The sequence below is a fragment of the Rhodococcus erythropolis R138 genome (assembly GCF_000696675.2).
GTDB classification, from domain to species: domain Bacteria; phylum Actinomycetota; class Actinomycetes; order Mycobacteriales; family Mycobacteriaceae; genus Rhodococcus_F; species Rhodococcus_F erythropolis.
In genome coordinates, this window is record NZ_CP007255.1 from 3,071,107 (window position 1) to 3,092,969 (window position 21,863).

A 21,863-nucleotide genomic window follows, 5' to 3' on the forward strand; every position below is an offset into this window, starting at 1 on the left:
TTCAGGAAACGGAGGTGGCAACGATGTCGAGTACCGACGACAGGCGTTTCGAGGTCTTACGTGCAATCGTGGCCGATTACGTCTCCACCCAGGACCCGGTGGGATCCAAGGCCCTGGTCGAGCGTCACAACCTCGGAGTGTCGAGCGCCACTGTGCGCAACGACATGGCATTCCTTGAGGCCGAGGGCTACATCGCCCAACCGCACACCAGTTCCGGCCGCGTCCCCACCGACAAGGGATACCGCGAATTCGTCGATCGCATCGCCGACGTCAAGCCCATGTCCGGACCCGAGCGACGAGCGATCCTCGAGTTCTTGGAGTCGGGTGTCGACCTCGACGACGTTCTGCGCCGCGGTGTGCGACTGCTCGCGCAACTGACCCGTCAGGTCGCGGTTGTCCAGTACCCGTCGCTGTCCGCGTCGTCGGTTCGCCACCTCGAGGTGGTCGCATTGACGCCGGCGCGCCTGCTTCTCGTTCTCATCACCGATTCCGGCCGCGTCGATCAGCGAATCGTCGAACTCGGGGACGTCCTCGAAGACGAAGACCTTTCCCGGTTGCGCGCGCTTCTCGGCGGGGCCCTGGAAGGCAAGCGCCTGGCCGCCGCGTCGATTGCCGTGGCGGAACTGGCCGACGAGTCTCCGGCCGACCTGCGCGACGCCGTGATCCGGTCGGCAACGGTTCTGGTCGAGACCCTGGTCGAACATCCGGAAGATCGCCTCGTTCTGGGCGGAACCTCCAACCTCACGCGCAACGCCGCCGATTTCTCCGGTCTGGCCGGCTTCCCCGGTTCGCTGCGCGCAGTGCTCGAAGCACTGGAAGAGCAGGTAGTGGTCCTCAAACTGCTCGCTGCGACTCAGAATTCCGGCACGGTCACCGTCCAGATCGGTGAAGAGACGCAGGTCGAACAGATGCGCGGAACCTCCGTGATTTCGACTGGCTACGGCGCGGCCGGTACCGTTTTCGGTGGTGTCGGTGTGCTCGGACCCACTCGGATGGACTATCCGGGAACAATTGCATCGGTTGCCGCCGTTGCCAGATACATCGGCGAAGTTCTCTCCGAGCGATGACGGACGTCGACATTTGGTCGGCACACCTCCTCGCGAGGACTGAGGAAAACCTAGAAGTAAGAGAAGGACGAGAGACTCAACGTGGCACGGGATTACTACGGATTGCTCGGCGTCGGCAAGAACGCGACAGACCAGGAGCTCAAGCGCGCTTACCGCAAGCTGGCACGCGAACTGCACCCGGACGTCAACCCTGACGAGGCGGCGCAGGCCAAGTTCAAGGAGATCTCGACGGCCTACGAGGTCCTGACCGACCCGGAGAAGCGTCGCATCGTCGATCTCGGCGGAGACCCGCTCGAGTCCGGTGGCGGCGGAGGTGGTGGCTTCGGTGGCGGATTCGGAGGCGGTGGCCTCGGCGACGTCTTCGAAGCATTCTTCGGCGGCGGTGGCGGCGCAGGTCGTGGGCCGCGCGGTCGCGTTCAGCCCGGCGCCGACTCGTTGCTTCGCACCAAGCTGACCCTCGCAGAATGTGCGACGGGCGTCAGCAAGCACGTGACCGTCGAGACGGCCATTCTGTGCGACAGCTGCACCGGAGCCGGAACCAACGGCGACTCCAAGCCTGTCCGCTGTGAGACCTGCAACGGTGCCGGCGAAGTTCAGTCCATCCAGCGCTCGTTCCTCGGCCAGGTCATGACCTCGCGTCCCTGCCCGACGTGCCGCGGTGCCGGTGAGACCATCCCGGATCCCTGCCACAAGTGTGGCGGCGACGGCCGAGTTCGGGCCAAGCGCGACATCACGGTGAAGGTTCCGGCGGGCGTTGCCGGTGGCATGCGCATCCGTTTGACTGCGCAGGGTGAAGTCGGCCCAGGCGGCGGACACCCCGGCGACCTCTACGTCGAGATCGTCGAGCAGCAGCACGACGTCTTCGTTCGGGACGGTGAAGACCTGCACTGCACCATCCGTGTTCCCATGGTCGACGCAGCACTGGGTACCAGCGTCACCGTCGACACCATCATCGACGGCCCCAAGGAAATCACCATCGAGCCAGGCACCCAGCCCGGGCACGTTGCTGTTCTTCGCGGTCACGGTATGCCGAAACTGCGGTCGGGAGTGCGCGGCGACGTCCACGCTCACCTCGAGGTGGTCATCCCGAGCCGCCTCGATCACAAGCAGTCCAAGCTGCTCAAGGAATTCACGCTGCTCCGCGATCGTGACGAGGCCGAGGTCGTTTCGACGACGTCGCAGAACAGCGGTGGTCTGTTCTCGCGTCTTCGCGAAGCATTCAGCGGCCGCTGACGGTGGCCGCAACGGTCTTCTTTCTCGACCCGGTTCCCGGCGTCGGTGAAATCGCAGTTCTGGACGGGCAGGAGGGCCGCCACGCGGCCACTGTCCGCCGGATCGGTGTCGGCGAGCGTTTGGTGTTGGCCGACGGCCGTGGCCGGGTAGCCGACGCCGAGGTGACGAGCGTCGGCAAGGATCGCCTCGAACTGTTGGTCAGCGACGTTCAGGTTCTCGAGCAGCCCAAGCCGTTGGTGACCCTGATTCAGGCACTGCCCAAGGCCGAGCGCTCCGAGTTGGCCGTCGAACTGGCCACCGAGGCCGGTATCGACGCCGTGATTCCGTGGCAGTCCCTGCGTTGTGTCGCCAAATGGGAAGGCCCGAAGCTCGCCAAGGGCGTCGCACGCTGGCGAAGTGCCGCAGTGTCTGCGGCGAAGCAGTCCAGACGCGCGTTCGTCCCGGAGATTTCGGATCTGCACAAGACGGCGGCGGTGATCGCGTTGGTTCGCGACGCCGTTGCCCGCGGCGCTGTGGTTGCGGTGCTTCACGAATCGGCGACGACGCCGTTGGCCGGCTTGCCGTTGGCGAGCGCGGACGAGGTATTTCTCGTTGTCGGTCCCGAAGGTGGGCTCGACGATTCGGAGATCAGTGCGTTGTCGGAGGCCGGGGCCACTCCGGTGCTTCTCGGGCCGACGGTCCTGCGCACGTCGACCGCCGGGGCTGTTGCTCTCGGCGCGATCGGAGTGCTGACCGATCGCTGGAGACCACGGCCACTGCACTGATCTTGTTGTGACTGCACTGACGTTGGTGTGATCCCGAGCTGAATCGGATCCGGCGCTCAGCGAAGTGTCAGATTTGCGCACTATCGTAAGGACGTCGGGGGTCGCCTTCGGCGTGAGTTGGTTCGGGGATTTCAGGAGGCCAGATGTTGTCACGTGCGCATATGCGAATTGCCGGAGCGGTGTGTGCCGCGGCGGCGATGATGCTGGTTGCGGGGTGCACCGTCTCCACCGGAGACAACCCGGGCTCTTCCGGTAATGCCGTCACCACCACACCGACCAGCGAGGCGCTCGTCACCGTCACTCCCGCCGACGGCGGAACCCCCGTGAGCCCCCTCGATCCCATCGAGGTCCAGGTCGCGAAGGGAACACTGACGACCGTCGCGCTGACCAATCCCGAAGGTAAGGAAGTCGCCGGTATCACGACGCCTGACAAGACGTCCTGGAAGCCGAGCGAACCACTCGGATACGGCAAGACCTACAAGCTTGTCGTCGATGCCGTCGACGCGAATGGTGTTGCCACGACCAAGAACACGACGCTGACCACCGTCGCGCCGAGTAATCAGACTCGCGCGTACATCAACACCACCGGTGGCGCCTCGATTTCGGACGGTGGCACGTACGGCGTCGGCACGGTCGTCGCCGTTCATTTCGACGAGTTGATCGGTGACAAAGCCGCGGCCGAGAAGTCTCTGGTGGTCACCACCAATCCGCCCGTACAAGGATCGTGGTACTGGGTCGACGGTCAGAACGTTCACTGGCGTCCGCAGAATTACTACGCACCAGGCACGACGGTCTCGGTGAACGCGAACATCTACGGCAAGCAACTCGGCAACGGACTGTACGGCCAACAGGACGACACCGTGTCCTTCAAGATCGGCGACTCCCACGTCTCGGTCGCCGACGACAACACCAAGATGGTGACCGTCTACGAAAACGGTCAGGTGATCAAGGAAATGCCGACCTCGATGGGTATGGGCGGCACCGAAACGATCGGCGGCACGACGCTCTCGTTCTGGACCCAGCCCGGCACGTACACCGTGATGGACAAGGCCAATCCCGTCATCATGGATTCGTCGACCTACGGTCTGCCGATCAACTCGCGCCTGGGCTACAAGGAATCCATCAACTGGGCCACCCGCATCAGCACGGACGGTATCTATCTTCACGAGTTGGAGAGCACCGTCTGGGCGCAGGGAAACACCGACACCTCGCACGGTTGCCTCAATCTCAGTGCGGCCAATGCCAAATGGTTCTTCGATTTCTCGCAGCCAGGGGATGTCGTCGAGATCAAGAACACCGGCGGGGCTCCGCTGGAGGTGTGGCAGAACGGCGACTGGACCCTCTCGTGGGCAGACTGGGCCGCAGGCAGCGCCCTCGCCTGAGATAGATTTCCTCGGTGCCTCGATTCAAGATTCCGTACGGCCGACACGAGCAACAGTTCGGGCATCTCTACGTTCCAGACGAGGCGGTTGACGGCCCGATCCCGATCGTCATGCAGATCCACGGCGGCTTCTGGAGCGGGCAGTACGGATTGAATCTGGGCACCGCATTTGCCGTCGAACTCGCGCGGCACGGCGTCGCAGTGTGGAACATCGAATACCGCCGCCTCGGGGCGGGCGGTGGTTGGCCGGAAATGTCCGCCGACGTGAAAACGGCGTACGACGAAATCCCCGGACTGGTTGCCGCGAAGTCCTCGGCCGAATTCGATCTGAATCAGATTCGCCTGCTCGGGCATTCGGCCGGCGGACATCTTGCAGTGTGGCTGGCGGGGGAGAAGGACACGTTCACCCGGCCTGAACGGGTCATCGCGCAGGCTGCCGCACTCGATCTGGCGTCGGCAGGCGAGCGTGGACGACGGATCAGTTTCATCGAGGATCTGTTCGGCGTTCCGTTCGAAGCGGACCCGGATCTGTATCGCAATGCGTCGCCACAGCATCGACTGCCGATCGGCGTACCCGTTGTGTGCGTCACGGGTGCGGAGGATCTGCAGGTGCCGGCCAAGGTGAGCTCCCGGTATGCGAAGGCTGCCGAAGCGGCTGGTGATCCCGTGGCACTGCGCGTGATCGAGGGCGAAGGACACGACGCATTCCTCTCACCCTCGACCGAGTCCTGGCGGGTCTCCCGCGAGTTGGTTCTCGCCGAAGACCCGCTGGCTCCGAGCACGTCAGACTGACACGGGGCCTTCTTGCACAGGGGCCTTCTTGCCCGGCAGGATGAACGCCACGACAACTGCCCCCACGAACAGTGCAAGACCGCCCGCCCAACTGGCCGCCGAAATCGCGTCGGCGTAGGCACTGCCGGCGGCGTCGAGCAACGGCGCTGCCTGAGCTGCAGCCAAGGGGTTGCCTGCCATCTCTTCGGCGACCAACGAAGCGCCGCCGACGGATTCTCCGGACACCTCCATTGCGTACGCGGCCTGTTGCGCCAGCTCACCCGTCAACTGTGGAACCTGCATACCGCTGATGAATCCTGCGATCGAATCCTTGTAGCTCGCAGCGAGGATCGAGCCCAGGATCGCGATTCCCAGAGAGCCGCCGAGTTCGATGGCGGTGTCGTTGAGGCCACCAGCAGCGCCGAGATCGTCCTCGGAGAAGTTGTCCATGATGGCGTCGGTGGCCGGCGGTTCACTCAAGCCGATGCCCAGGCCGAGCAGGATCAGTGGGACAGCGAACATCCAGTAGCCCGAATCGCCGTCTACCTGCGTGAGAATCAGAACACCGACCGCGGCGACGACCATGCCGCCGACGATGGATGCCCGGACGCCGATCAGCGGAGTGATCCGGCCACTGACCACGGCGCCGATCGAAACGGCAATTGCCAAGGGCAGCAGACGAACACCGGTTTCGAGTGCGCCGTATCCGAGGATGAACTGGAACTGCTGTGAGATGAAGTAGATGGCACCGAAGGCGGCCAGGAAGAGCAGAAGTACGGCGAGTGTCGCGCCGCCGACCATGCGCTGGCCGAGTTTGCGGACGTCGAGCAGTGGCTGCGGGTGACGCAGTTCCCAGACGACGAACGAGACGAGGCCGATCGCAGCGAGCATGGCGGCGCCGATGGGTCCGCCGGTCCACCCGAAGTGGAATCCGTTGATGATCGAGTACACGAGCGAGCCGATGGTGACCACCGAGAGTGCTCCGCCGATCCAGTCGATCCGGCCCAGGTGCTCGGCCTTGCTCGGAGGCACCAGGATTACGGCGGCGACGGCAGCGACTGCGGCGATCGGGACGTTGATCAGGAAAGTGATGCTCCAGGAATGGCTGTCGAGAATCCATCCGGCCAACAGCGGGCCGAGGGCAATCGCCAGACCCGACGTCGCCGCCCACGCCGCGATGGCGCGTGATCGCTCCGCCTTGGGAAAGGTCGCGACCAGAAGCGAAAGCGTCGCGGGCATGATGATCGCGGCGCCGACGCCCATGATCATTCGTGCCGCGATGACGGCGTTGGTGGTGTCCGCGATACTGCCGAAGACGGCGCCGCCGGCGAACACGGCGAGTCCGGCCAGAAGCGCTCCGCGGCGACTGTACTTGTCACCGATCACGCCGAACAGCAACATCAGCGCGGCGTAGGGGACTGTGTAGCCGTCGATGACCCATTGCAGTTGCGTGCTGGTGAGCCCGAGGTCTCTGGTCATGTCCGGCGCCGCGACGATCAGCGCGGTATTCGCCATCACGACGATCAGCAGACTCAGGCACAACACCCCGAGCGCGGCCCACCGCCGTGAGTACGGCTGGTCCATCTCCGAGACAGGTTTGCTCATGAGTGTCGTCATGACGCGACTCCGTTCCTGATGATCGAAGAGACTCCTCGATCTATTTGCACACTGATGTGTAAGTTAATAACTTGCACACTGATGTGCAACTATGATTGACCTAGATCACAGTTGGGCAGTCGAAAGAGGTGGAACGCGCGTTGACGCATTCGGGCACAGTCGTTTCGGGAACTGCCGAATCGGGCGGAAGGCAGCGTCGTAGTCAGGCCGCGGCGAATCGCAATCGCATCATCGAGGCGGCGATCACGGCGTTCGCTGCTGATCCGGATGCGAGCATGGACGACGTCGCAAAGGCTGCCGGTGTGGTCAGACGAACCGTGTACGCGCATTTCGACAGCCGTGAGGCGCTGATCAACGGCATCGTGGACGAGGCGTCGACCGATCTCGTTGCTGCGCTGAGCCAAGCCGGTGAGCCGCCCGAGCGCCCCGATCTGGCGACTGCCGTACTGGCATTGCTGTCATGGCCGGTCGGTGATCGATTCCGGATGCTGCTCAGTTTTGCTCGCAAAGAGTTGGGGGAGCAGCGGATTCTCGATTTGATGGAGCCCGCGCGCGCCGTGAGTATCAGCGTCGTCGAGCGAGGTCAGCGTGACGGCACCTTCTCGACATACCTGCCGGCCGAGACTCTGGTAGCGATGACCGAGGCGATCACGATCACGTTGTTCGATCAGGCCAACAGTGGGCTCATCACGGACTCTGGCGAATCCTTTGCCGCCGTATGCCTGGTCATCTCGGGTATCAGTCCGGACAGAAGTGCCGAGGTCGTCGCCGAAGCGTCGGAATGGATCCGAGAATCGCTGCCGTCCGGTCGCCGCGAGGATTAGGCCGGGACGATTAACAAGTGGGCCGTGTCCGACTCTGGCGCTAGACTTCGAAGTATCGAGGCTCACGAGTCGAGTGGGCTGATCGGACCAGAAAGCAGGCCATATTCACCACGTGAGTGAACACAGTGAACTCGACGGGAACCGTGTAACCACCATCACCGATCGCGCTCTGCCCGCAGAGCGCACCGTCCGTTCGAGTATGGATCTGGCGCCGGAGACCGTGCGTCAAATCCTGGGGGCGACGGACGAGAATCTCACCGCGATCGAACGTGAGCTTCGTGCCGACATTCACGTACGTGGCGGAACTGTCTCCTTGTCGGGGACGGCTGCAGACGTTGCGCTGGCAGAACGTGTGTTCAGTGAATTGGCGTCGCTGGCCGGTCGGGGGCAACCCATCGCACCGGATGCTGTTCGACGAACCATCGGCATGCTCACCAACGAGGTCGGCGAGTCTCCGGCCGAGGTGCTCTCCCTCGACATTCTTTCGCGTCGGGGCAAGACGATTCGGCCCAAGACCCTCAACCAGAAACGCTACGTCGACGCCATCGACGAGAACACCATCGTGTTCGGAGTCGGCCCGGCCGGCACCGGCAAGACCTACCTCGCCATGGCCAAGGCCGTTCAGGCGTTGCAGGCCAAGCAGGTCTCTCGGATCATCTTGACCAGGCCGGCAGTCGAGGCAGGCGAGCGACTGGGCTTTCTGCCCGGCACGCTGCACGAGAAGATCGATCCGTATCTGCGCCCGCTGCACGACGCATTGCACGACATGATGGATCCCGAGGCGATTCCGAAGTTGATGCAGGCCGGAGTCATCGAGGTCGCTCCGCTCGCTTACATGCGCGGCCGGACGCTCAACGATGCCTTCATCATCTTGGACGAAGCGCAGAACACCACGGCCGAGCAGATGAAGATGTTCCTGACCCGTCTCGGGTTCGGTTCCAAGATCGTGGTCACCGGAGACGTGACCCAGGTCGATCTACCTGGTGGGGCCCGTTCGGGTCTGCGTGCGGCATCCGAAATCCTCACCGGGATCGACGATATTCATTTCGCCACTCTCGACAGCAGTGACGTCGTACGTCATCGGCTGGTCTCCCACATCGTCGACGCTTACGAGCGTCACGAATCGGATCGGTCCGGCGAGTTAGCGGTCGGAAACCGGGCGCAGCGCCGCGCTGCACATGCTCATTCACCGCGACGGTAGGCTGATCGACGCATCAACCCCTACTTTTCCCAGGAAAGAGCGTCGCACATGAGCATCGAGGTCTCGAACGAATCGGGCATGGACATCTCCGAACCGGAGTTGATCAGCGTTGCCCGTTTCGTGATCGCTCGGATGGATGTCCATCCGGCGGCCGAGCTGTCGATGGTTCTCGTCGACTCCGCGACGATGGCGGATCTGCACGTTCGCTGGATGGACCTGCCGGGCCCGACCGACGTCATGTCGTTCCCGATGGACGAACTCGAGCCGGGTGGCCGTCCTGATTCCCCGGAGCCTGGACCGTCGATGCTCGGCGACATCGTGTTGTGTCCGTCTTTTGCCGCGGATCAGGCTGACAAGGCCGGGCATTCACTGGCCCACGAACTTGCTCTCCTGACCGTCCACGGTGTGTTGCACCTCCTCGGCTACGACCATGCGGAGCCGGAAGAGGAGAAGGAGATGTTCGGCTTGCAGAACAGCCTCCTCGAAGAGTGGTACGAAGACCTTCGCCGTATCGACCGCGAAGCAGCACTCGCCGAACGCGATCAGAAGCTGCTCGGCAAGACCGGTTTCGTCGACGGAGTGGACCGATAACAGGCATCCGGGGGTTCTGTAGTGAGTAGCGCCATAGCGCTCTTTGTTCTGGCGATTGCTCTTGTCCCGGTCGGTGGTGTCTTCGCGGCCGTCGACTCGGCGCTCAACACCATTTCGTCGGCGCGCATCGACGAGATGGCAAAGGAAGAGCGAGCCGGCGCCGCGCGCGTGCAGCGCATTCTGACCGATCGTCCGCGATACGTGAATCTGATGGTCCTGCTTCGCATTTTGTGCGAGATCACGGCCACCGTCGTACTCGTGGGCGGTCTGATCGACATCCTCTCGTTGGGCTGGGCGCTGACCGTCACTGCGGTGATCATGGTTCTCGTCTCGTACGTGGTCATCGGCGTCGGACCGAGAACGCTTGGGCGCCAACATGCGTACTCCATCGCGATGGCCGCGTCGTTGCCACTGCTGTGGATCGGTGTTCTGCTCGGGCCGATCAGTCGCGTCCTGATCCTCGTGGGTAACGCCTTGACCCCGGGTAAGGGCTTCCGCAACGGTCCGTTCGCTTCGGAAATCGAGTTGCGTGAACTCGTGGACATGGCGCAGGAACGCGGCGTCGTCGCCGACGAAGAACGCCGAATGATCCAGTCCGTCTTCGAACTCGGAGACACGTCGGCACGCGAGGTGATGGTGCCACGCACCGACATGGTGTGGATCGAAAATGACAAGAATGCCGGACAGGCGACGTCGTTGGCCGTGCGCAGTGGTCACTCGCGCTTGCCGGTCATCGGGGAGAACGTCGACGACGTGCTCGGTGTCGTCTACCTCAAGGATCTGGTCAAGCAGACCTACCACCTGCCCGACGGCGGCCGGAACGTCAACGTCTGCGACGTCATGCGGCCGGCGGTCTTCGTTCCCGACTCGAAGCCACTCGACAGCTTGCTGGCCGAGATGCAGCGCGACCGCAATCACATGGCGATCCTCGTCGACGAATACGGCGGAATCGCTGGCCTGGTCACGATCGAAGACGTCATCGAAGAGATCGTCGGTGAGATCGCCGACGAGTACGACGAGGACGAGACGCCGCCCATCGAGGATCTCGGCGACGGAATGTTCCGCGTATCCGCGAGGCTTCCCATCGAAGACCTCGGCGAATTGTTCGATCTCGAACTCGAACTCGACGAGGTGGAGACCGTCGGCGGGCTGATCGGATACGTACTCGGCCGAGTTCCGCTTCCCGGTTCCGAGGTGGAATACGACGGTTTGATCCTGCGCGGTGAGGGAACCAACACGGGCCGAGGCCGGGTACGCATCAGCACGGTGTTCGTGCAGCGCATCCCGCGGTCCGAAGACGAAGAGACAGAAGACACCGATGACTGAGCGAGTGTTCAGCGAGGAGCAGTTATGAGCAAGAACGAATTCCGGTCAGGCTTCGTGTGTTTCGTGGGTCGACCCAATACGGGTAAGTCCACGCTGACCAATGCGTTGGTCGGCAGCAAGATCGCGATCACGTCCTCGCGCCCCCAGACGACGCGCCATACGATTCGTGGCATCGTTCACCGCGAGCATGCGCAGCTGATCCTGGTGGACACCCCTGGACTGCACAAGCCGCGCACATTGCTCGGGCAGCGCCTCAACGACCTGGTTCGTGACACGTACTCCGAGGTCGACGTCATCTGCCTGTGCATCCCGGCCGACGAGGCCATCGGGCCCGGAGACCGCTGGATCGTGCAGCAGATCCGTCAAATGGCGCCCAAGACCAAGCTGGTCGGCATCGTCACCAAGATCGACAAGGTCAGCCGCGACGCCGTCGGAAAGCAGTTGCTTGCGCTGTCCACCCTGCTCGGCCCCGAATCCGAAGTCGTTCCGGTGTCCGCGAAGTCGGGCGAACAGGTCGAGATCCTGGTCGACGTCCTCGCCGGTCTGATGGACGAGGGCCCGGCCTTCTACCCGGACGGCGAATTGACGGACGAGCCCGAAGAGGTGCTCATGGCCGAACTCATCCGTGAGGCTGCGCTCGAGGGTCTCGGTGAGGAATTGCCGCACTCCCTGGCCGTGGTGATCGAGGAGGTCATCCCGCGCGAAGGACGCACGGAGAAGCAGGGCGAGATGCTGGACGTCCACGCGTTGCTCTACGTCGAGCGGCCCAGCCAGAAGGGCATCGTCATCGGTAAGGGCGGAGCGCGTCTGCGGGAAGTCGGTACCAGTGCGCGCCTGCAGATCGAGAAGCTGCTCGGTGTGCGGATCTTCCTGGAGTTACACGTCAAGGTCGCCAAGGACTGGCAGCGCGACCCGAAGCAGCTCGGCCGGCTGGGCTTCTAGGGCCTCCGGCCCCGTGAGCGGTTAAGGAGTCCAGGGACTGCCTAACCACTCACAGGGGCCGGAGGACCCTCAGGATCGCCGCGCCGATGTCCTGCTCGTCGACGCCGGTGGCCAGGCGTCGGAGTTGGAGTCCAGTGATGACGGCGACGAGCGTCGATGCAATCGATTCGGGATCCGGTACGCCGAGTGCCGTCAGAATCGTGACGGTCAAATCGTCGTAGGCGGCAAAGCATTCGACCGCCACTTCATGGAGTTCGTGGTCGCGGCCGGCGGCGATGTACATCTCGAACGGCGCGATCCGCTCGGCCGAGAACGAAAGATCTCGCGTCACCTTCTCAGCTATTGCCGCGGCATCCTCGACGCTGAGACCTTTGTCGCGGTACTCCTCGGCCAAGGCGCGCAGGCGCGTCGTCTCGTCTGTCACGAAACGAGACAGAGCAGCGCGGAGCATGTCCGACTGGCTCGCGAAGTGATACGTGATCGATCCGAGTGAGACGCCGGCCTGCGCGGCGATGCGCCGGTTGCTCACACCCGGGATGCCGTCGGTACCGACGACGTGCAGAACGGCGTCGAGTATTCGCTCGCGAACGTCCCGGTTACTCATCGGGTCACCACCACGGCTCGGGTCGGACCTGATCCCAACGCAGGACCGATTCCAATTGTGAAGCGAGGGAGACCAACAGAGGTTCGGTGTTCTCGTTGCCCATCAACTGCGCACCGATGGGCAGGCCGGCCTTGCTGAATCCGGCCGGCACGTTGACCGAGGGCCAGCCGAGGACGTTCCACGGCCACGCGTACGGGCAGGCGCCGGTCATGACCTTGTCGGTGTCCCAGCCACCGATGCCGTCGATCGCGGTCGCCATGATCGGTGGAGTTGCCGTCGTGGGTGCCAGGACGACGTCGTAGGTGTCGAAGATCGCTCCGATCCGCTTTCGCATCCGCGGTTCGGCCGCGCGGGCCGCGCGCAGTGGTGCACCACGAAGTAGCTTGCCGTTCTGTGCATTTCCGCGTGTTCGGGCATCGACCAGTGTCGGGTCGGGAACGCGTCCGAGCCAGTCGTGGACCCCGACGAGTGAGCGGGGCAGAAAGTTCAGGCCGAAGATCAGGCCGTATGCGGGATCGTCGACGACGACGTGGTGTCCGAGTTCCCGCAGCGTGTCGGCGATCGAATGCACGGCCAGGCGCACTTCCGGGTCCAGCTTCACAGGAGTGGCGGTGAACGGATTACGAAGGGAAAGAGCGATTTTCAGTTTTCCGGGGTCGCGTCCCACCGCGTCGCTGACGGTGACCGGTGTCGGCTTGTGGAGATCGCCGTCATGGTTGCCGGCAGCGACGTCGAGCAACAGTGCCGCGTCGGCGACGGTGCGAGCGAGCGGGCCGTTGACCGTCAGGCCGTAGAAGGCTTCGGCGTCGGGCCAGGTGGAGATGCGCCCGCGCTGCGGCTTGATTCCGACGAGGTTGGTCCAGGCCGCGGGGATTCGGATGGAACCGGCTCCATCGGAACCGATTCCGGCGCTGACCAATCCGGCAGCGACGGCCGCGGCGGTGCCGCCCGACGATCCGCCTGGAGTGTGGTGACGCGACCACGGATTGCGCGTGTAGCCGAAGGCTGAACCGCTCGTGAGCGGCCACTGGCCCAGTTCCGGGCTGTTGGTCTTGCCCACGATCACTGCGCCGGCGTCGCGGAGGCGTCGAACCATCTCCGAGTCCTCGGTCTTGGCCGGGAAATCGCCAGGGCAACCGAAGGCGGTGGGTTCGCCGGTGATGTCGACGTCGTCCTTCACTGCGATCGGCACGCCGAGAAGAGGTAGGCGCTCGCCGAGTGCGAGACGCCTGTCGGCCTCGGCAGCTTCTTCGAGTGCCTTCTCGCGCCGCACGATCTTGAACGCATTGAGGTGAGGCTGAGTGGCCTCGATCCGGCTCAGCGTTGCCTCCGTGGCCGCGACGGACGAGGTAGCACCCGAAGCCAGACTCGCAACCTGGTCGACAAGGCCGGGGGCGAGATCGTGGTCGGTTCGAGAAGTCATCAGGTTCCCTTCGCAAAACTGTTCGTTCGAACGAACAGTAACTTGTTTCAGTATTAGCGAACGTGGGTTCCGCGTCAAGATCGCGTCAAGACGCCAGGTCAGTGCGTAAGTGGATCGTCAGAGACACGGAATCGGCCTCTCTGGAGGTCGATGCTGAGAGAGCGCATCCGGTCGAGGGCGACCGAGCGTCATGGCTGCGATGCACAGCAGCACGGCAAAAGATTTCGAAGAGGGAAGCTCATGGCCGATCTGGCCTACGTTGCTCTGATTCTCGGTGGTTTTCTCGTGTGCGCGCTGGTGCTGCGCGCCCTACAGGCGAGCGCTCCCAAATGACGGTTGCCGGTGTGGTCAGCGTGGTTCTGATCGCCGTCGCCGCGGCATTGGTCATTTATCTGCTCGTTGCACTCGTAGATCCTGAGAGGTTCTGATGTCGCCCGCTCTTGCAGCCGGCCTGCAGATCGCTTTTGTCCTCGCCGTTCTGGCAATTGCCTACGTTCCGGTGGGCGACTACATGGCACGCGTTTACTCGTCGACGCGGGATCTGCGGGTCGAGAGTGTGATCTACCGCGTCGGCCGGATCGACTCGCGGGCCGAGCAGACGTGGTACGGCTACGCCGCAAGCGTTCTCGGATTCTCGTTGGCGAGCGCATTGTTCTTGTACTTTCTCCAACGGATTCAGGGTGTACTACCGCTGAGTGACGGACTGTCCGGCGTCAGCCCTGCCGTTGCCTTCAACACCGCGATTTCCTTTGTGGCGAACACGAACTGGCAGTCGTACACGCCGGAAACGACGATGAGCAACTTCGTTCAGCCCGTCGGCCTGGCGGTGCAGAACTTCGTCTCTGCCGCAGTCGGGATGGCGGTGGCCATCGCATTGGTTCGTGGCTTCATTCGGGTTGCCCGGGGCGGCGAGATCGGCAACTTCTGGGTCGATCTGACGCGTGGTTCTCTGCGCATCCTCCTCCCGTTCTCCTTCGTGATCGCCCTGATCCTGTTGAGCCAGGGAGTGATCCAGTCGTTCCACAGCGGTTTCGCCTCCACCGGCCTCGACGGCAATGCGGTGACCAATGCACTAGCTCCCGTCGCGTCCCAGGAAGCGATCAAGGAACTCGGCACCAACGGCGGCGGGATCTTGGCTGCCAACTCGGCGCACCCGTTCGAGAACCCCACCCCGCTGAGCAATATCGTCGAGATTCTGGCGATCCTGTTGATTCCGGTCTGCCTCACACGAACATTCGGAACTCTCGTCGGTGATCGTAGGCAAGGCCTCACCCTGCTCGCAGTGATGGGAATCCTGTGGAGCGGACTGCTCGCGGTGACGCTCGCTGCCGAATCCGGCGCACGCGGTGTTGCCGCCACAGCAGCTGGTTCGATGATGGAGGGTAAGGAAGTTCGCTTCGGAATCCCCGGATCGGCATTGTTCGCGGTGGCGACCACGGGAACGTCGACGGGCGCGGTGAACTCGGCCCACGACAGCATGTCGCCCCTCGGCGGCGGCGCGGTCCTGCTCAACATGTTGCTCGGCGAAATCGCGCCGGGCGGGGTTGGAACCGGCCTCTACGGGATTCTCGTGCTGGCGCTGATCGCAGTGTTCGTCGGCGGACTGTTGGTCGGTCGCACGCCCGAATACCTCGGCAAGAAGTTGGGTCGACGCGAGATAACCCTTGCGGCGCTGTCGATCCTGGTCATGCCCGCACTGGTCCTGATCGGTACCGCCATCACCGTGATCCTTGGTTCGACCACCGGTTATCAAGGTAACGGGGGAGATCCGGGCACGCCGGGATCGATCCACGGGTTCAGCGAGGTGCTCTACGCTTTCGCTTCCGCCTCGAACAACAACGGCAGCGCGTTCGGCGGTCTGACCGTCACCAGCGACTGGTTCCAGTCGTCTCTCGGAATCTGCATGCTTCTGGGCCGATTCCTGCCCATCATCTTCGTTCTCGCTCTGGCCGGTGCGCTGGCCTCTCAGAAGAAGGTGGCGCCGACGGCGGGCACCCTCCCCACATCCGGCCCGATGTTCACCGGCCTGTTGACCGGCACCGTCGTTCTTGTTGCTGCACTTACATTCTTCCCGGCCCTCGCGCTGGGCCCGCTAGCGGAGGCTCTTCAATGACCGTGCGTATCAGTGAGAAACCCGTGGTAGCGCAAGACGCTGCCGACAAGGTTGATCCAGGGCAGTCCCGTCAAGTACACGCAGGCGTATTCAACCCGCGGCAGATGATCACCGCGTTGCCGGGGGCCGTACGCAAACTCGACCCACGCCACTTGGCGCGTAACCCGGTCATGTTCGTGGTGTTCGTCGGTTCCGTCATCACCACCGTCATGGCGATCGCCGATCCCTCGGTGTTCTCCTGGGTGATCACCCTGTGGCTCTGGTTCACGGTGATCTTCGCGAACCTCGCCGAATCCGTGGCCGAAGGGCGAGGCAAGGCTCAGGCGGCCAGCCTGCGCAAGGTCAAGCAGGACACCACAGCACATCGGATCACGATGAGCGGCGCGATCGAATCGGTTTCCGGCACCGAACTGGTGGTCGGCGACCGGGTGATCGTGGTTGCCGGCGAGGTCATCCCCGGCGACGGCGACGTGGTCGAAGGTATTGCCTCCGTGGACGAATCGGCGATCACCGGTGAATCCGCCCCGGTAGTCCGTGAATCCGGTGGCGACCGCTGCGCCGTCACCGGTGGTACGACGGTTCTCTCCGACCGGATCGTCGTGGAAATCACCGCAGCACCGGGCAGTTCGTTCGTGGACCGGATGATCGCGCTCGTCGAAGGTGCCTCGCGTCAGAAGACACCCAACGAGATTGCGCTCAACATCCTGCTCGCGTCGTTGACGGTCATCTTCCTCCTCGCCGTCGTAGCCATCGGCCCGATGGGCTTGTACGCGGGGCACGAGCAGGATCCGATCAAGCTGATCGCACTCCTCGTCTGCCTGATCCCGACGACCATCGGAGCGCTGCTCTCGGCAATCGGTATCGCGGGCATGGACCGCCTCGTCCAGCGCAACGTTCTCGCGATGTCGGGGCGTGCCGTGGAAGCTGCGGGCGACATCGACACCCTGTTGATGGACAAGACCGGAACCATCACCTTCGGCAACCGCCGGGCGACCGCGCTCCACCCGGCACCCGGCGTATCCGCCGACGATCTTGCTGCGGCAGCGCGCTTGTCGAGCCTGGCTGACGGAACTCCCGAGGGACGGAGCATCGTCGAGTTGTGCGCAGCAGAGTTCTCTCTCGCGGCTGAACCGACGCTCGACGAGGAACGCGCCGAGTTCGTTCCCTTCACGGCACAAACGCGGATGAGCGGACTCGACCACTCCGGACGCCAAATCCGAAAGGGTGCAGCAGATGCGGTGATGAACTGGGTCGTCAGTGGCGGTGGACATGCAGAGACCGCGGTGACCGATACCGTGAACGACATCGCCCAAGCCGGCGGAACACCACTGGTAGTTGCCGTCAAGCACGGTGAGAGCACCTCGATCCTCGGCGTGATCGCGTTGTCCGACGTCGTCAAGCCGGGAATGGCTGACAGGTTCGCCGAACTCCGGGCGATGGGTATTCGCACGATCATGATCACCGGCGACAATCCGTTGACCGCGAAGGCGATTGCCGATGAGGCGGGCGTCGACGACTTCATGGCGGAGGCCACCCCGGAAGACAAACTGGCCCTGATCCGGAAGGAGCAGGAAGGCGGACGTCTCGTCGCGATGACCGGTGACGGGACCAATGATGCGCCCGCCCTTGCCCAGGCGGATGTCGGGGTCGCGATGAACACGGGAACCTCGGCAGCCAAAGAGGCCGGGAACATGGTCGATCTCGATTCCGATCCCACCAAGTTGATCGAGGTAGTGGAAATCGGCAAGCAATTGCTGATCACCCGCGGCGCCTTGACCACATTCTCGTTGGCGAACGACCTGGCGAAGTACTTCGCAATCCTGCCGGCATTGTTCAGCGGCATCTACCCGCAGCTGGACGCGTTGAACATCATGCGGCTCGCCACCCCCGAATCGGCGATCGTCTCGGCCGTGATCTTCAACGCCTTGGTGATCATCGGGTTGATTCCGTTGGCACTCAAGGGTGTTCGATACCGACCGTCGACAGCATCGCAGTTGCTCGGACGTAACCTGCTCGTCTACGGTCTCGGCGGTGTGATCACACCGTTCGTAGGTATCTGGTTGATCGATCTCGTCGTGCGTTTGATTCCTGGAATTGGGTGACCTGACATGCGTTTCACTATCGGTTTTGCCAAACAGGTGTGGGCGGGTTTGCTCGTATTACTTGCACTCACGGTCGTTCTCGGTGTGATCTATCCCGCCGCGGTGTGGGGGGTCAGCCGGATCAGCCCCGGATCTGCCGAAGGCTCACCGGTCACTGATGCCGCCGGTTGCGTGGTCGGCAGTGCCTGGGTGGGTGTTGATCCGCAGGTTGCCGAAGGGCAGCAGGACCCGTTCTTCCACAACCGCGTTGTCGGATCCGTTTCGGACGAGGATCCTTTTGCCACCGGTGATCCGGCTGCGGCACTGCCGTCCAACCAGGGGCCGAGCAGCGAGATTCTGGCCGGATTCATCATCGAGCGCCGGGCAGCCATCGCGGCACGTGAGGGCGTCGACCCGGCATCGGTGCCCGTCGACGCAGTCACCGGTTCGGGCTCGGGTATCGATCCCCACATCAGTCCGGCGTACGCCGAGCTGCAGGTCGCGAGGGTGGCGGCGAACAACGGCATCTCGGAAGACCAGGTGCGGGGCTTGGTGGCTGAGCACACCGACGGTCGGCAACTCGGATTTCTCGGAGCCGAGCGAGTCAACGTCCTGGAATTGAACCTGGCACTCGGATTGACGGCACCTACGTGTGCTGCGCCGACGACTGGTGGATGATTGTCACGTGAGTTCTTCGGAGAAGGTCGGTCAATCTTTCGGTAGGGCACGCAAACGTGGTGAATTGCGTATCTACCTCGGCGCTGCCCCCGGCGTCGGAAAGACCTTCGCGATGCTCGGTGAGGCTCATCGACGTCGAGATCGTGGCTGTGACGTGGTCGCGGCCGTTGTGGAGACACACGGCCGCGCCCGCACGGCGGCGCAGATCGGTGACCTCGAGATCATTCCGCCGAAGCTGGTGGACTATCGCGGAACACGGATGCCGGAACTGGACGTCGAGGCCGTGTTGGCTCGGCGGCCGGCCCTTGTCCTCGTGGACGAGTTGGCACACACCAACACTCCGGGGAGTGAGAATCACAAGCGCTGGCAGGACGTACAGGAACTGCTCGAAGCCGGGATCGACGTCCTGTCCACGGTCAACGTGCAACACCTCGAAAGCCTCAACGACGTTGTCGCGCACATCACCGGCGTGGTTCAGCAGGAGACGGTTCCGGACGCGATAGTGCGTAGTGCGGCGCAGGTCGAGTTGGTCGACATCACTCCGGAGGCGCTGCGCCGCAGACTTTCTCACGGCAACGTGTATTCGCCGGAGCGTGTCGATGCGGCATTGGGTAACTACTTCAGACGCGGAAACCTCACGGCGCTACGCGAACTGGCTCTGCTGTGGGTGGCCGATCAGGTGGACGCCGCCCTGGCGAAGTACCGGGCCGAGAACAAGATCACCGATACCTGGGAGGCGCGCGAGCGTGTCGTCGTTGCCGTGACCGGGGGACCGGAGTCGGAAACGCTGGTACGACGCGCATCCCGTATCGCGTCGAAATCGAGTGCCGAACTGATGGTGGTCCACGTCGTGCGCGGTGACGGACTCACCGGCGTCTCGGCTCCGGAGATGGGCAAGGTGCGCGCGTTGGCCGTCGGGGTCGGCGCCACGCTTCACACCGTTGTCGGTGACGACGTACCGTCGACGCTTCTCGAATTCGCCCGCGAGGAGAACGCCACACAGTTGGTTCTGGGAACGTCTCGACGTTCTCGGCTGGCGCGCATCCTCGACGAGGGGATCGGCGCCGCGGTGGTTCAGCAGTCCGGCGGCATCGACGTTCACATGGTCACCCATGAGGAAACGACCGTCCGTCGGCGGATCTCGTTTTTCGGCCGATCCGAGTACCGCTTGCTGTCGTGGATTGCGGCAGTGGTGGTTCCGACGGCCGCAGCCGGACTCATGGGTCTGATCGACCGGATCTCCGGCGTGCAGGGTGAAAACGCGTTGTTCTTCGTGGTGGTGGTTCTGGTCGCGCTGCTCGGTGGTGTCGGGCCGGCAATGCTGTCTGCTCTGCTATCGGGACTGCTGCTCAATTACTTCTTCACCGACCCCAGGTACAGCTTCACGATCGCCGAACCCGACAACTTCATCACGACGGTGGTGCTGCTGATAGTGGCTGTGGCAGTGGCCGTTCTGGTGGACGCTGCCGCCAAAAAGGCTCGGGAAGCGAAGCGCGCTTCGGAGGAAGCGGAACTTCTGACACTGTTTGCGGGGTCGGTTCTCCGCGGTGCTGACCTGTCCACGCTGCTCGAGAAAGCTCGTGAAATCTACCGTCAACGTGGGGTTTCGGTGGTGCATCATGAGGATGGCGTAGTCGCGGCCGTGGGTGCAGAACCGCCGGCACGTGAAGCTGACGCGGATTCCGTATGCGAGGTAAACGACGGCGAATACGCACTGATGCTGTCGGGGCCGGAGTTGAGTGCGCGTGATCGTCGGGTGTTGACCGTTGTCGCGCACCAGGCGGTCGGCATGATCCGTCAGGACAAGCTCACGGTCGAAGCGAGCAAGGCGGCTGCATTGACCGAGGCTGATCAACTGCGCCGAGCATTGCTTTCGGCTGTGAGCCATGACCTTCGGACACCGCTTGCCGGCGTGAAGGCTGCTGTGTCGAGCTTGCGCAGCGACGACATCGAGTTCTCACCTGAGGACACGGCAGAACTACTGGCCACCATCGAGGAGTCTGCGGATCAGTTGACCGCGCTGGTCGGCAACCTTCTTGATTCGTCCAGACTGGCTGCGGGAGTGGTCAAGCCGACGTTGCGGGCGGTGTACCTCGACGAAGTTGTTCACCGGGCGTTGCTTGGATTAGGCATCGGCGGCCGGTCGGACTCCCGGTCTCACAGTGTGATCGTCGACGTGGGTACTGTTGCCGTGCAAGCCGATCAGGGTTTGCTCGAGAGAGTGATCGCCAACCTCGTCGACAACGCATTGCGGTACGGCGGCACAACACCGGTGCGAGTGGGAGCAGCACGCGTCGGAGACCGCACCGTCATCACCGTCGCAGATACCGGCCCCGGTGTACCCCGTGGTGAAGCCGAATCGATGTTCGAGCCGTTTCAGCGAATGGGGGATCGCGACAACACGGGCGGCGTCGGACTCGGGTTGTCCGTGGTGCGCGGATTTGTCGACGCGATGGGCGGAACGGTCAGTGCCACCGACACTCCGGGCGGTGGGTTGACGATGATGGTCGAACTGGCCGGTGCAGGAACGAATGGAAGCGAGTCATGAGCCGGATACTGGTTGTCGACGACGAACCGCAGATCTTGCGGGCACTACGCATCAACCTCACTGTGCGTGGATATGACGTGGTGACGGCGTCCACCGGAGCAGGGGCCTTGCGCGCTGCAGCGGAACGGCCGCCGGACGTGGTGATTCTCGATCTCGGACTGCCGGACATGGACGGCACCGAAGTACTTGCAGGCCTGCGTGGCTGGTGCACGGCGCCGGTCATCGTGCTGTCGGCGCGCACCGACTCCGCGGACAAGGTCGAGGCCCTCGATGCCGGTGCCGACGATTACGTCACCAAGCCCTTCGGGATGGACGAGTTTCTGGCCCGCGTGCGCGCAGCGGCGAGGCGTGGAACCTCGGCGGCCGATACCTCGGAACCGTCGGTCGAGACCGCGTCGTTCACGGTGGACTTGGCTGCCAAAACGGTGAGTCGGCGCGGTGAACAGGTGCACCTGACTCCGACCGAGTGGGGCATGCTCGAGATGCTTGTGCGCAACCGCGGAAAGCTGGTCGGGCAGAAGGAATTGCTTCGGGAGGTGTGGGGACCGGCTTACGACACCGAGACTCACTATCTGCGTGTCTACCTGGCTCAACTTCGTCGCAAGCTCGAGGACGACCCGGCCAACCCCAAGCATCTGATCACCGAGGCGGGGATGGGTTATCGATTCGTGGTGTGAGAAACCAGGTGTGAGAAACCAG

19 protein-coding genes are annotated in these 21,863 nt (G+C 63.4%); 16 read left to right on the top strand and 3 right to left on the bottom strand.

Annotated features, from left to right (window positions below; genetic code table 11):
• Positions 1 to 23 precede the first annotated feature (23 nt).
• The 5 genes from hrcA to H351_RS14345 all read left to right on the top strand — a co-directional run bounded on the left by hrcA (position 24) and on the right by H351_RS14345 (position 5,237).
• Entirely contained in the window at positions 24 to 1,067 is a 1,044-nt protein-coding gene (gene hrcA, locus H351_RS14325) for a heat-inducible transcriptional repressor HrcA (protein ID WP_019749027.1), read from the top strand.
• A gap of 81 nt (positions 1,068 to 1,148) precedes the next feature.
• Positions 1,149 to 2,300: a molecular chaperone DnaJ gene (gene dnaJ / locus H351_RS14330; RefSeq protein ID WP_029255649.1), complete on the top strand. Its 1,152-nt coding sequence runs from the start codon at positions 1,149 to 1,151 to the stop codon at positions 2,298 to 2,300.
• Positions 2,301 to 2,302: 2 nt separating this feature from the next.
• Positions 2,303 to 3,064 (top strand): 16S rRNA (uracil(1498)-N(3))-methyltransferase, encoded by a 762-nt coding sequence (locus tag H351_RS14335; RefSeq protein ID WP_029255648.1) that lies wholly within the window; start codon positions 2,303 to 2,305, stop codon positions 3,062 to 3,064.
• A gap of 143 nt (positions 3,065 to 3,207) precedes the next feature.
• Positions 3,208 to 4,446 (top strand): L,D-transpeptidase, encoded by a 1,239-nt coding sequence (locus H351_RS14340; protein WP_020908192.1) that lies wholly within the window; start codon positions 3,208 to 3,210, stop codon positions 4,444 to 4,446.
• 14 nt (positions 4,447 to 4,460) lie between these two features.
• Positions 4,461 to 5,237, top strand: coding sequence for an alpha/beta hydrolase family protein (locus H351_RS14345; RefSeq protein WP_021333395.1), 777 nt, complete (start codon positions 4,461 to 4,463; stop codon positions 5,235 to 5,237).
• Here the strand turns inward: H351_RS14345 and H351_RS14350 are convergent.
• The gene (locus tag H351_RS14350; protein ID WP_029255647.1) at positions 5,229 to 6,833 is read right to left on the bottom strand and encodes an MFS transporter; all 1,605 of its coding nucleotides are present in this window, start codon (positions 6,831 to 6,833) and stop codon (positions 5,229 to 5,231) included. The two genes, H351_RS14345 and H351_RS14350, sit on opposite strands and share 9 nt — an antisense overlap.
• A 128-nt stretch (positions 6,834 to 6,961) precedes the next feature.
• On the opposite strand from H351_RS14350, the gene H351_RS14355 reads away from it, so the two are divergent.
• From H351_RS14355 to era, 5 genes are all read left to right on the top strand, one after another.
• On the top strand, positions 6,962 to 7,657 hold the full coding sequence (locus H351_RS14355) for a TetR/AcrR family transcriptional regulator (RefSeq protein WP_029255646.1): 696 nt from the start codon (positions 6,962 to 6,964) through the stop codon (positions 7,655 to 7,657).
• 112 nt (positions 7,658 to 7,769) lie between these two features.
• On the top strand, positions 7,770 to 8,858 hold the full coding sequence (locus H351_RS14360) for a PhoH family protein (protein ID WP_019749020.1): 1,089 nt from the start codon (positions 7,770 to 7,772) through the stop codon (positions 8,856 to 8,858).
• A 48-nt stretch (positions 8,859 to 8,906) separates the two neighbouring features.
• Positions 8,907 to 9,449 (top strand): rRNA maturation RNase YbeY, encoded by a 543-nt coding sequence (gene ybeY / locus H351_RS14365; RefSeq protein WP_003944525.1) that lies wholly within the window; start codon positions 8,907 to 8,909, stop codon positions 9,447 to 9,449.
• Positions 9,450 to 9,470: 21 nt separating this feature from the next.
• Positions 9,471 to 10,775, top strand: coding sequence for a hemolysin family protein (locus tag H351_RS14370; RefSeq protein ID WP_019749019.1), 1,305 nt, complete (start codon positions 9,471 to 9,473; stop codon positions 10,773 to 10,775).
• 24 nt (positions 10,776 to 10,799) lie between these two features.
• Positions 10,800 to 11,717, top strand: coding sequence for a GTPase Era (gene era / locus H351_RS14375; protein ID WP_019749018.1), 918 nt, complete (start codon positions 10,800 to 10,802; stop codon positions 11,715 to 11,717).
• 49 nt (positions 11,718 to 11,766) lie between these two features.
• On the opposite strand, the gene H351_RS14380 is transcribed toward era, so the two are convergent.
• Both H351_RS14380 and H351_RS14385 read right to left on the bottom strand, forming a co-directional pair.
• Positions 11,767 to 12,321, bottom strand: coding sequence for a TetR/AcrR family transcriptional regulator (locus tag H351_RS14380; protein ID WP_019749017.1), 555 nt, complete (start codon positions 12,319 to 12,321; stop codon positions 11,767 to 11,769).
• Between the two features lie 4 nt (positions 12,322 to 12,325).
• Positions 12,326 to 13,744, bottom strand: a complete 1,419-nt coding sequence (locus H351_RS14385) for an amidase (protein WP_019749016.1) — start codon at positions 13,742 to 13,744, stop codon at positions 12,326 to 12,328.
• Positions 13,745 to 14,073: 329 nt separating this feature from the next.
• Here H351_RS14385 and kdpF point away from each other — a divergent pair, with 329 nt between their 5' ends.
• The 6 genes from kdpF to H351_RS14415 are packed head-to-tail and all read left to right on the top strand — an operon-like array spanning position 14,074 to position 21,841.
• On the top strand, positions 14,074 to 14,172 hold the full coding sequence (kdpF, locus tag H351_RS14390) for a K(+)-transporting ATPase subunit F (RefSeq protein WP_007731078.1): 99 nt from the start codon (positions 14,074 to 14,076) through the stop codon (positions 14,170 to 14,172).
• Positions 14,172 to 15,857: a potassium-transporting ATPase subunit KdpA gene (kdpA, locus tag H351_RS14395; protein ID WP_020908186.1), complete on the top strand. Its 1,686-nt coding sequence runs from the start codon at positions 14,172 to 14,174 to the stop codon at positions 15,855 to 15,857. Before kdpF ends, kdpA begins: the two co-directional genes overlap by 1 nt.
• Complete coding sequence (gene kdpB, locus H351_RS14400) at positions 15,854 to 17,959, top strand: potassium-transporting ATPase subunit KdpB (protein WP_020969963.1); 2,106 nt, start codon at positions 15,854 to 15,856, stop codon at positions 17,957 to 17,959. The genes kdpA and kdpB overlap by 4 nt, the downstream gene beginning before the upstream one ends.
• A 6-nt stretch (positions 17,960 to 17,965) precedes the next feature.
• Complete coding sequence (locus tag H351_RS14405; RefSeq protein WP_029255644.1) at positions 17,966 to 18,616, top strand: potassium-transporting ATPase subunit C; 651 nt, start codon at positions 17,966 to 17,968, stop codon at positions 18,614 to 18,616.
• Positions 18,617 to 18,623: 7 nt separating this feature from the next.
• Entirely contained in the window at positions 18,624 to 21,164 is a 2,541-nt protein-coding gene (locus tag H351_RS14410) for a sensor histidine kinase (RefSeq protein ID WP_029255643.1), read from the top strand.
• Entirely contained in the window at positions 21,161 to 21,841 is a 681-nt protein-coding gene (locus H351_RS14415) for a response regulator (RefSeq protein WP_019749011.1), read from the top strand. The genes H351_RS14410 and H351_RS14415 overlap by 4 nt, the downstream gene beginning before the upstream one ends.
• Positions 21,842 to 21,863: the final 22 nt, after the last annotated feature.

Coding starts and splice junctions, on each gene's coding strand:
- hrcA (WP_019749027.1), top strand. CDS start 24: ATGTCGAGTACCGACGACAGGCGTTTCGAGGTCTTACGTGCAATCGTG.
- H351_RS14340 (WP_020908192.1), top strand. CDS start 3,208: ATGTTGTCACGTGCGCATATGCGAATTGCCGGAGCGGTGTGTGCCGCG.
- H351_RS14350 (WP_029255647.1), bottom strand. CDS start 6,833: ATGACGACACTCATGAGCAAACCTGTCTCGGAGATGGACCAGCCGTAC.
- ybeY (WP_003944525.1), top strand. CDS start 8,907: ATGAGCATCGAGGTCTCGAACGAATCGGGCATGGACATCTCCGAACCG.
- era (WP_019749018.1), top strand. CDS start 10,800: ATGAGCAAGAACGAATTCCGGTCAGGCTTCGTGTGTTTCGTGGGTCGA.
- H351_RS14380 (WP_019749017.1), bottom strand. CDS start 12,321: ATGAGTAACCGGGACGTTCGCGAGCGAATACTCGACGCCGTTCTGCAC.
- H351_RS14385 (WP_019749016.1), bottom strand. CDS start 13,744: ATGACTTCTCGAACCGACCACGATCTCGCCCCCGGCCTTGTCGACCAG.
- kdpF (WP_007731078.1), top strand. CDS start 14,074: ATGACGGTTGCCGGTGTGGTCAGCGTGGTTCTGATCGCCGTCGCCGCG.
- kdpA (WP_020908186.1), top strand. CDS start 14,172: ATGTCGCCCGCTCTTGCAGCCGGCCTGCAGATCGCTTTTGTCCTCGCC.
- kdpB (WP_020969963.1), top strand. CDS start 15,854: ATGACCGTGCGTATCAGTGAGAAACCCGTGGTAGCGCAAGACGCTGCC.
- H351_RS14405 (WP_029255644.1), top strand. CDS start 17,966: ATGCGTTTCACTATCGGTTTTGCCAAACAGGTGTGGGCGGGTTTGCTC.
- H351_RS14415 (WP_019749011.1), top strand. CDS start 21,161: ATGAGCCGGATACTGGTTGTCGACGACGAACCGCAGATCTTGCGGGCA.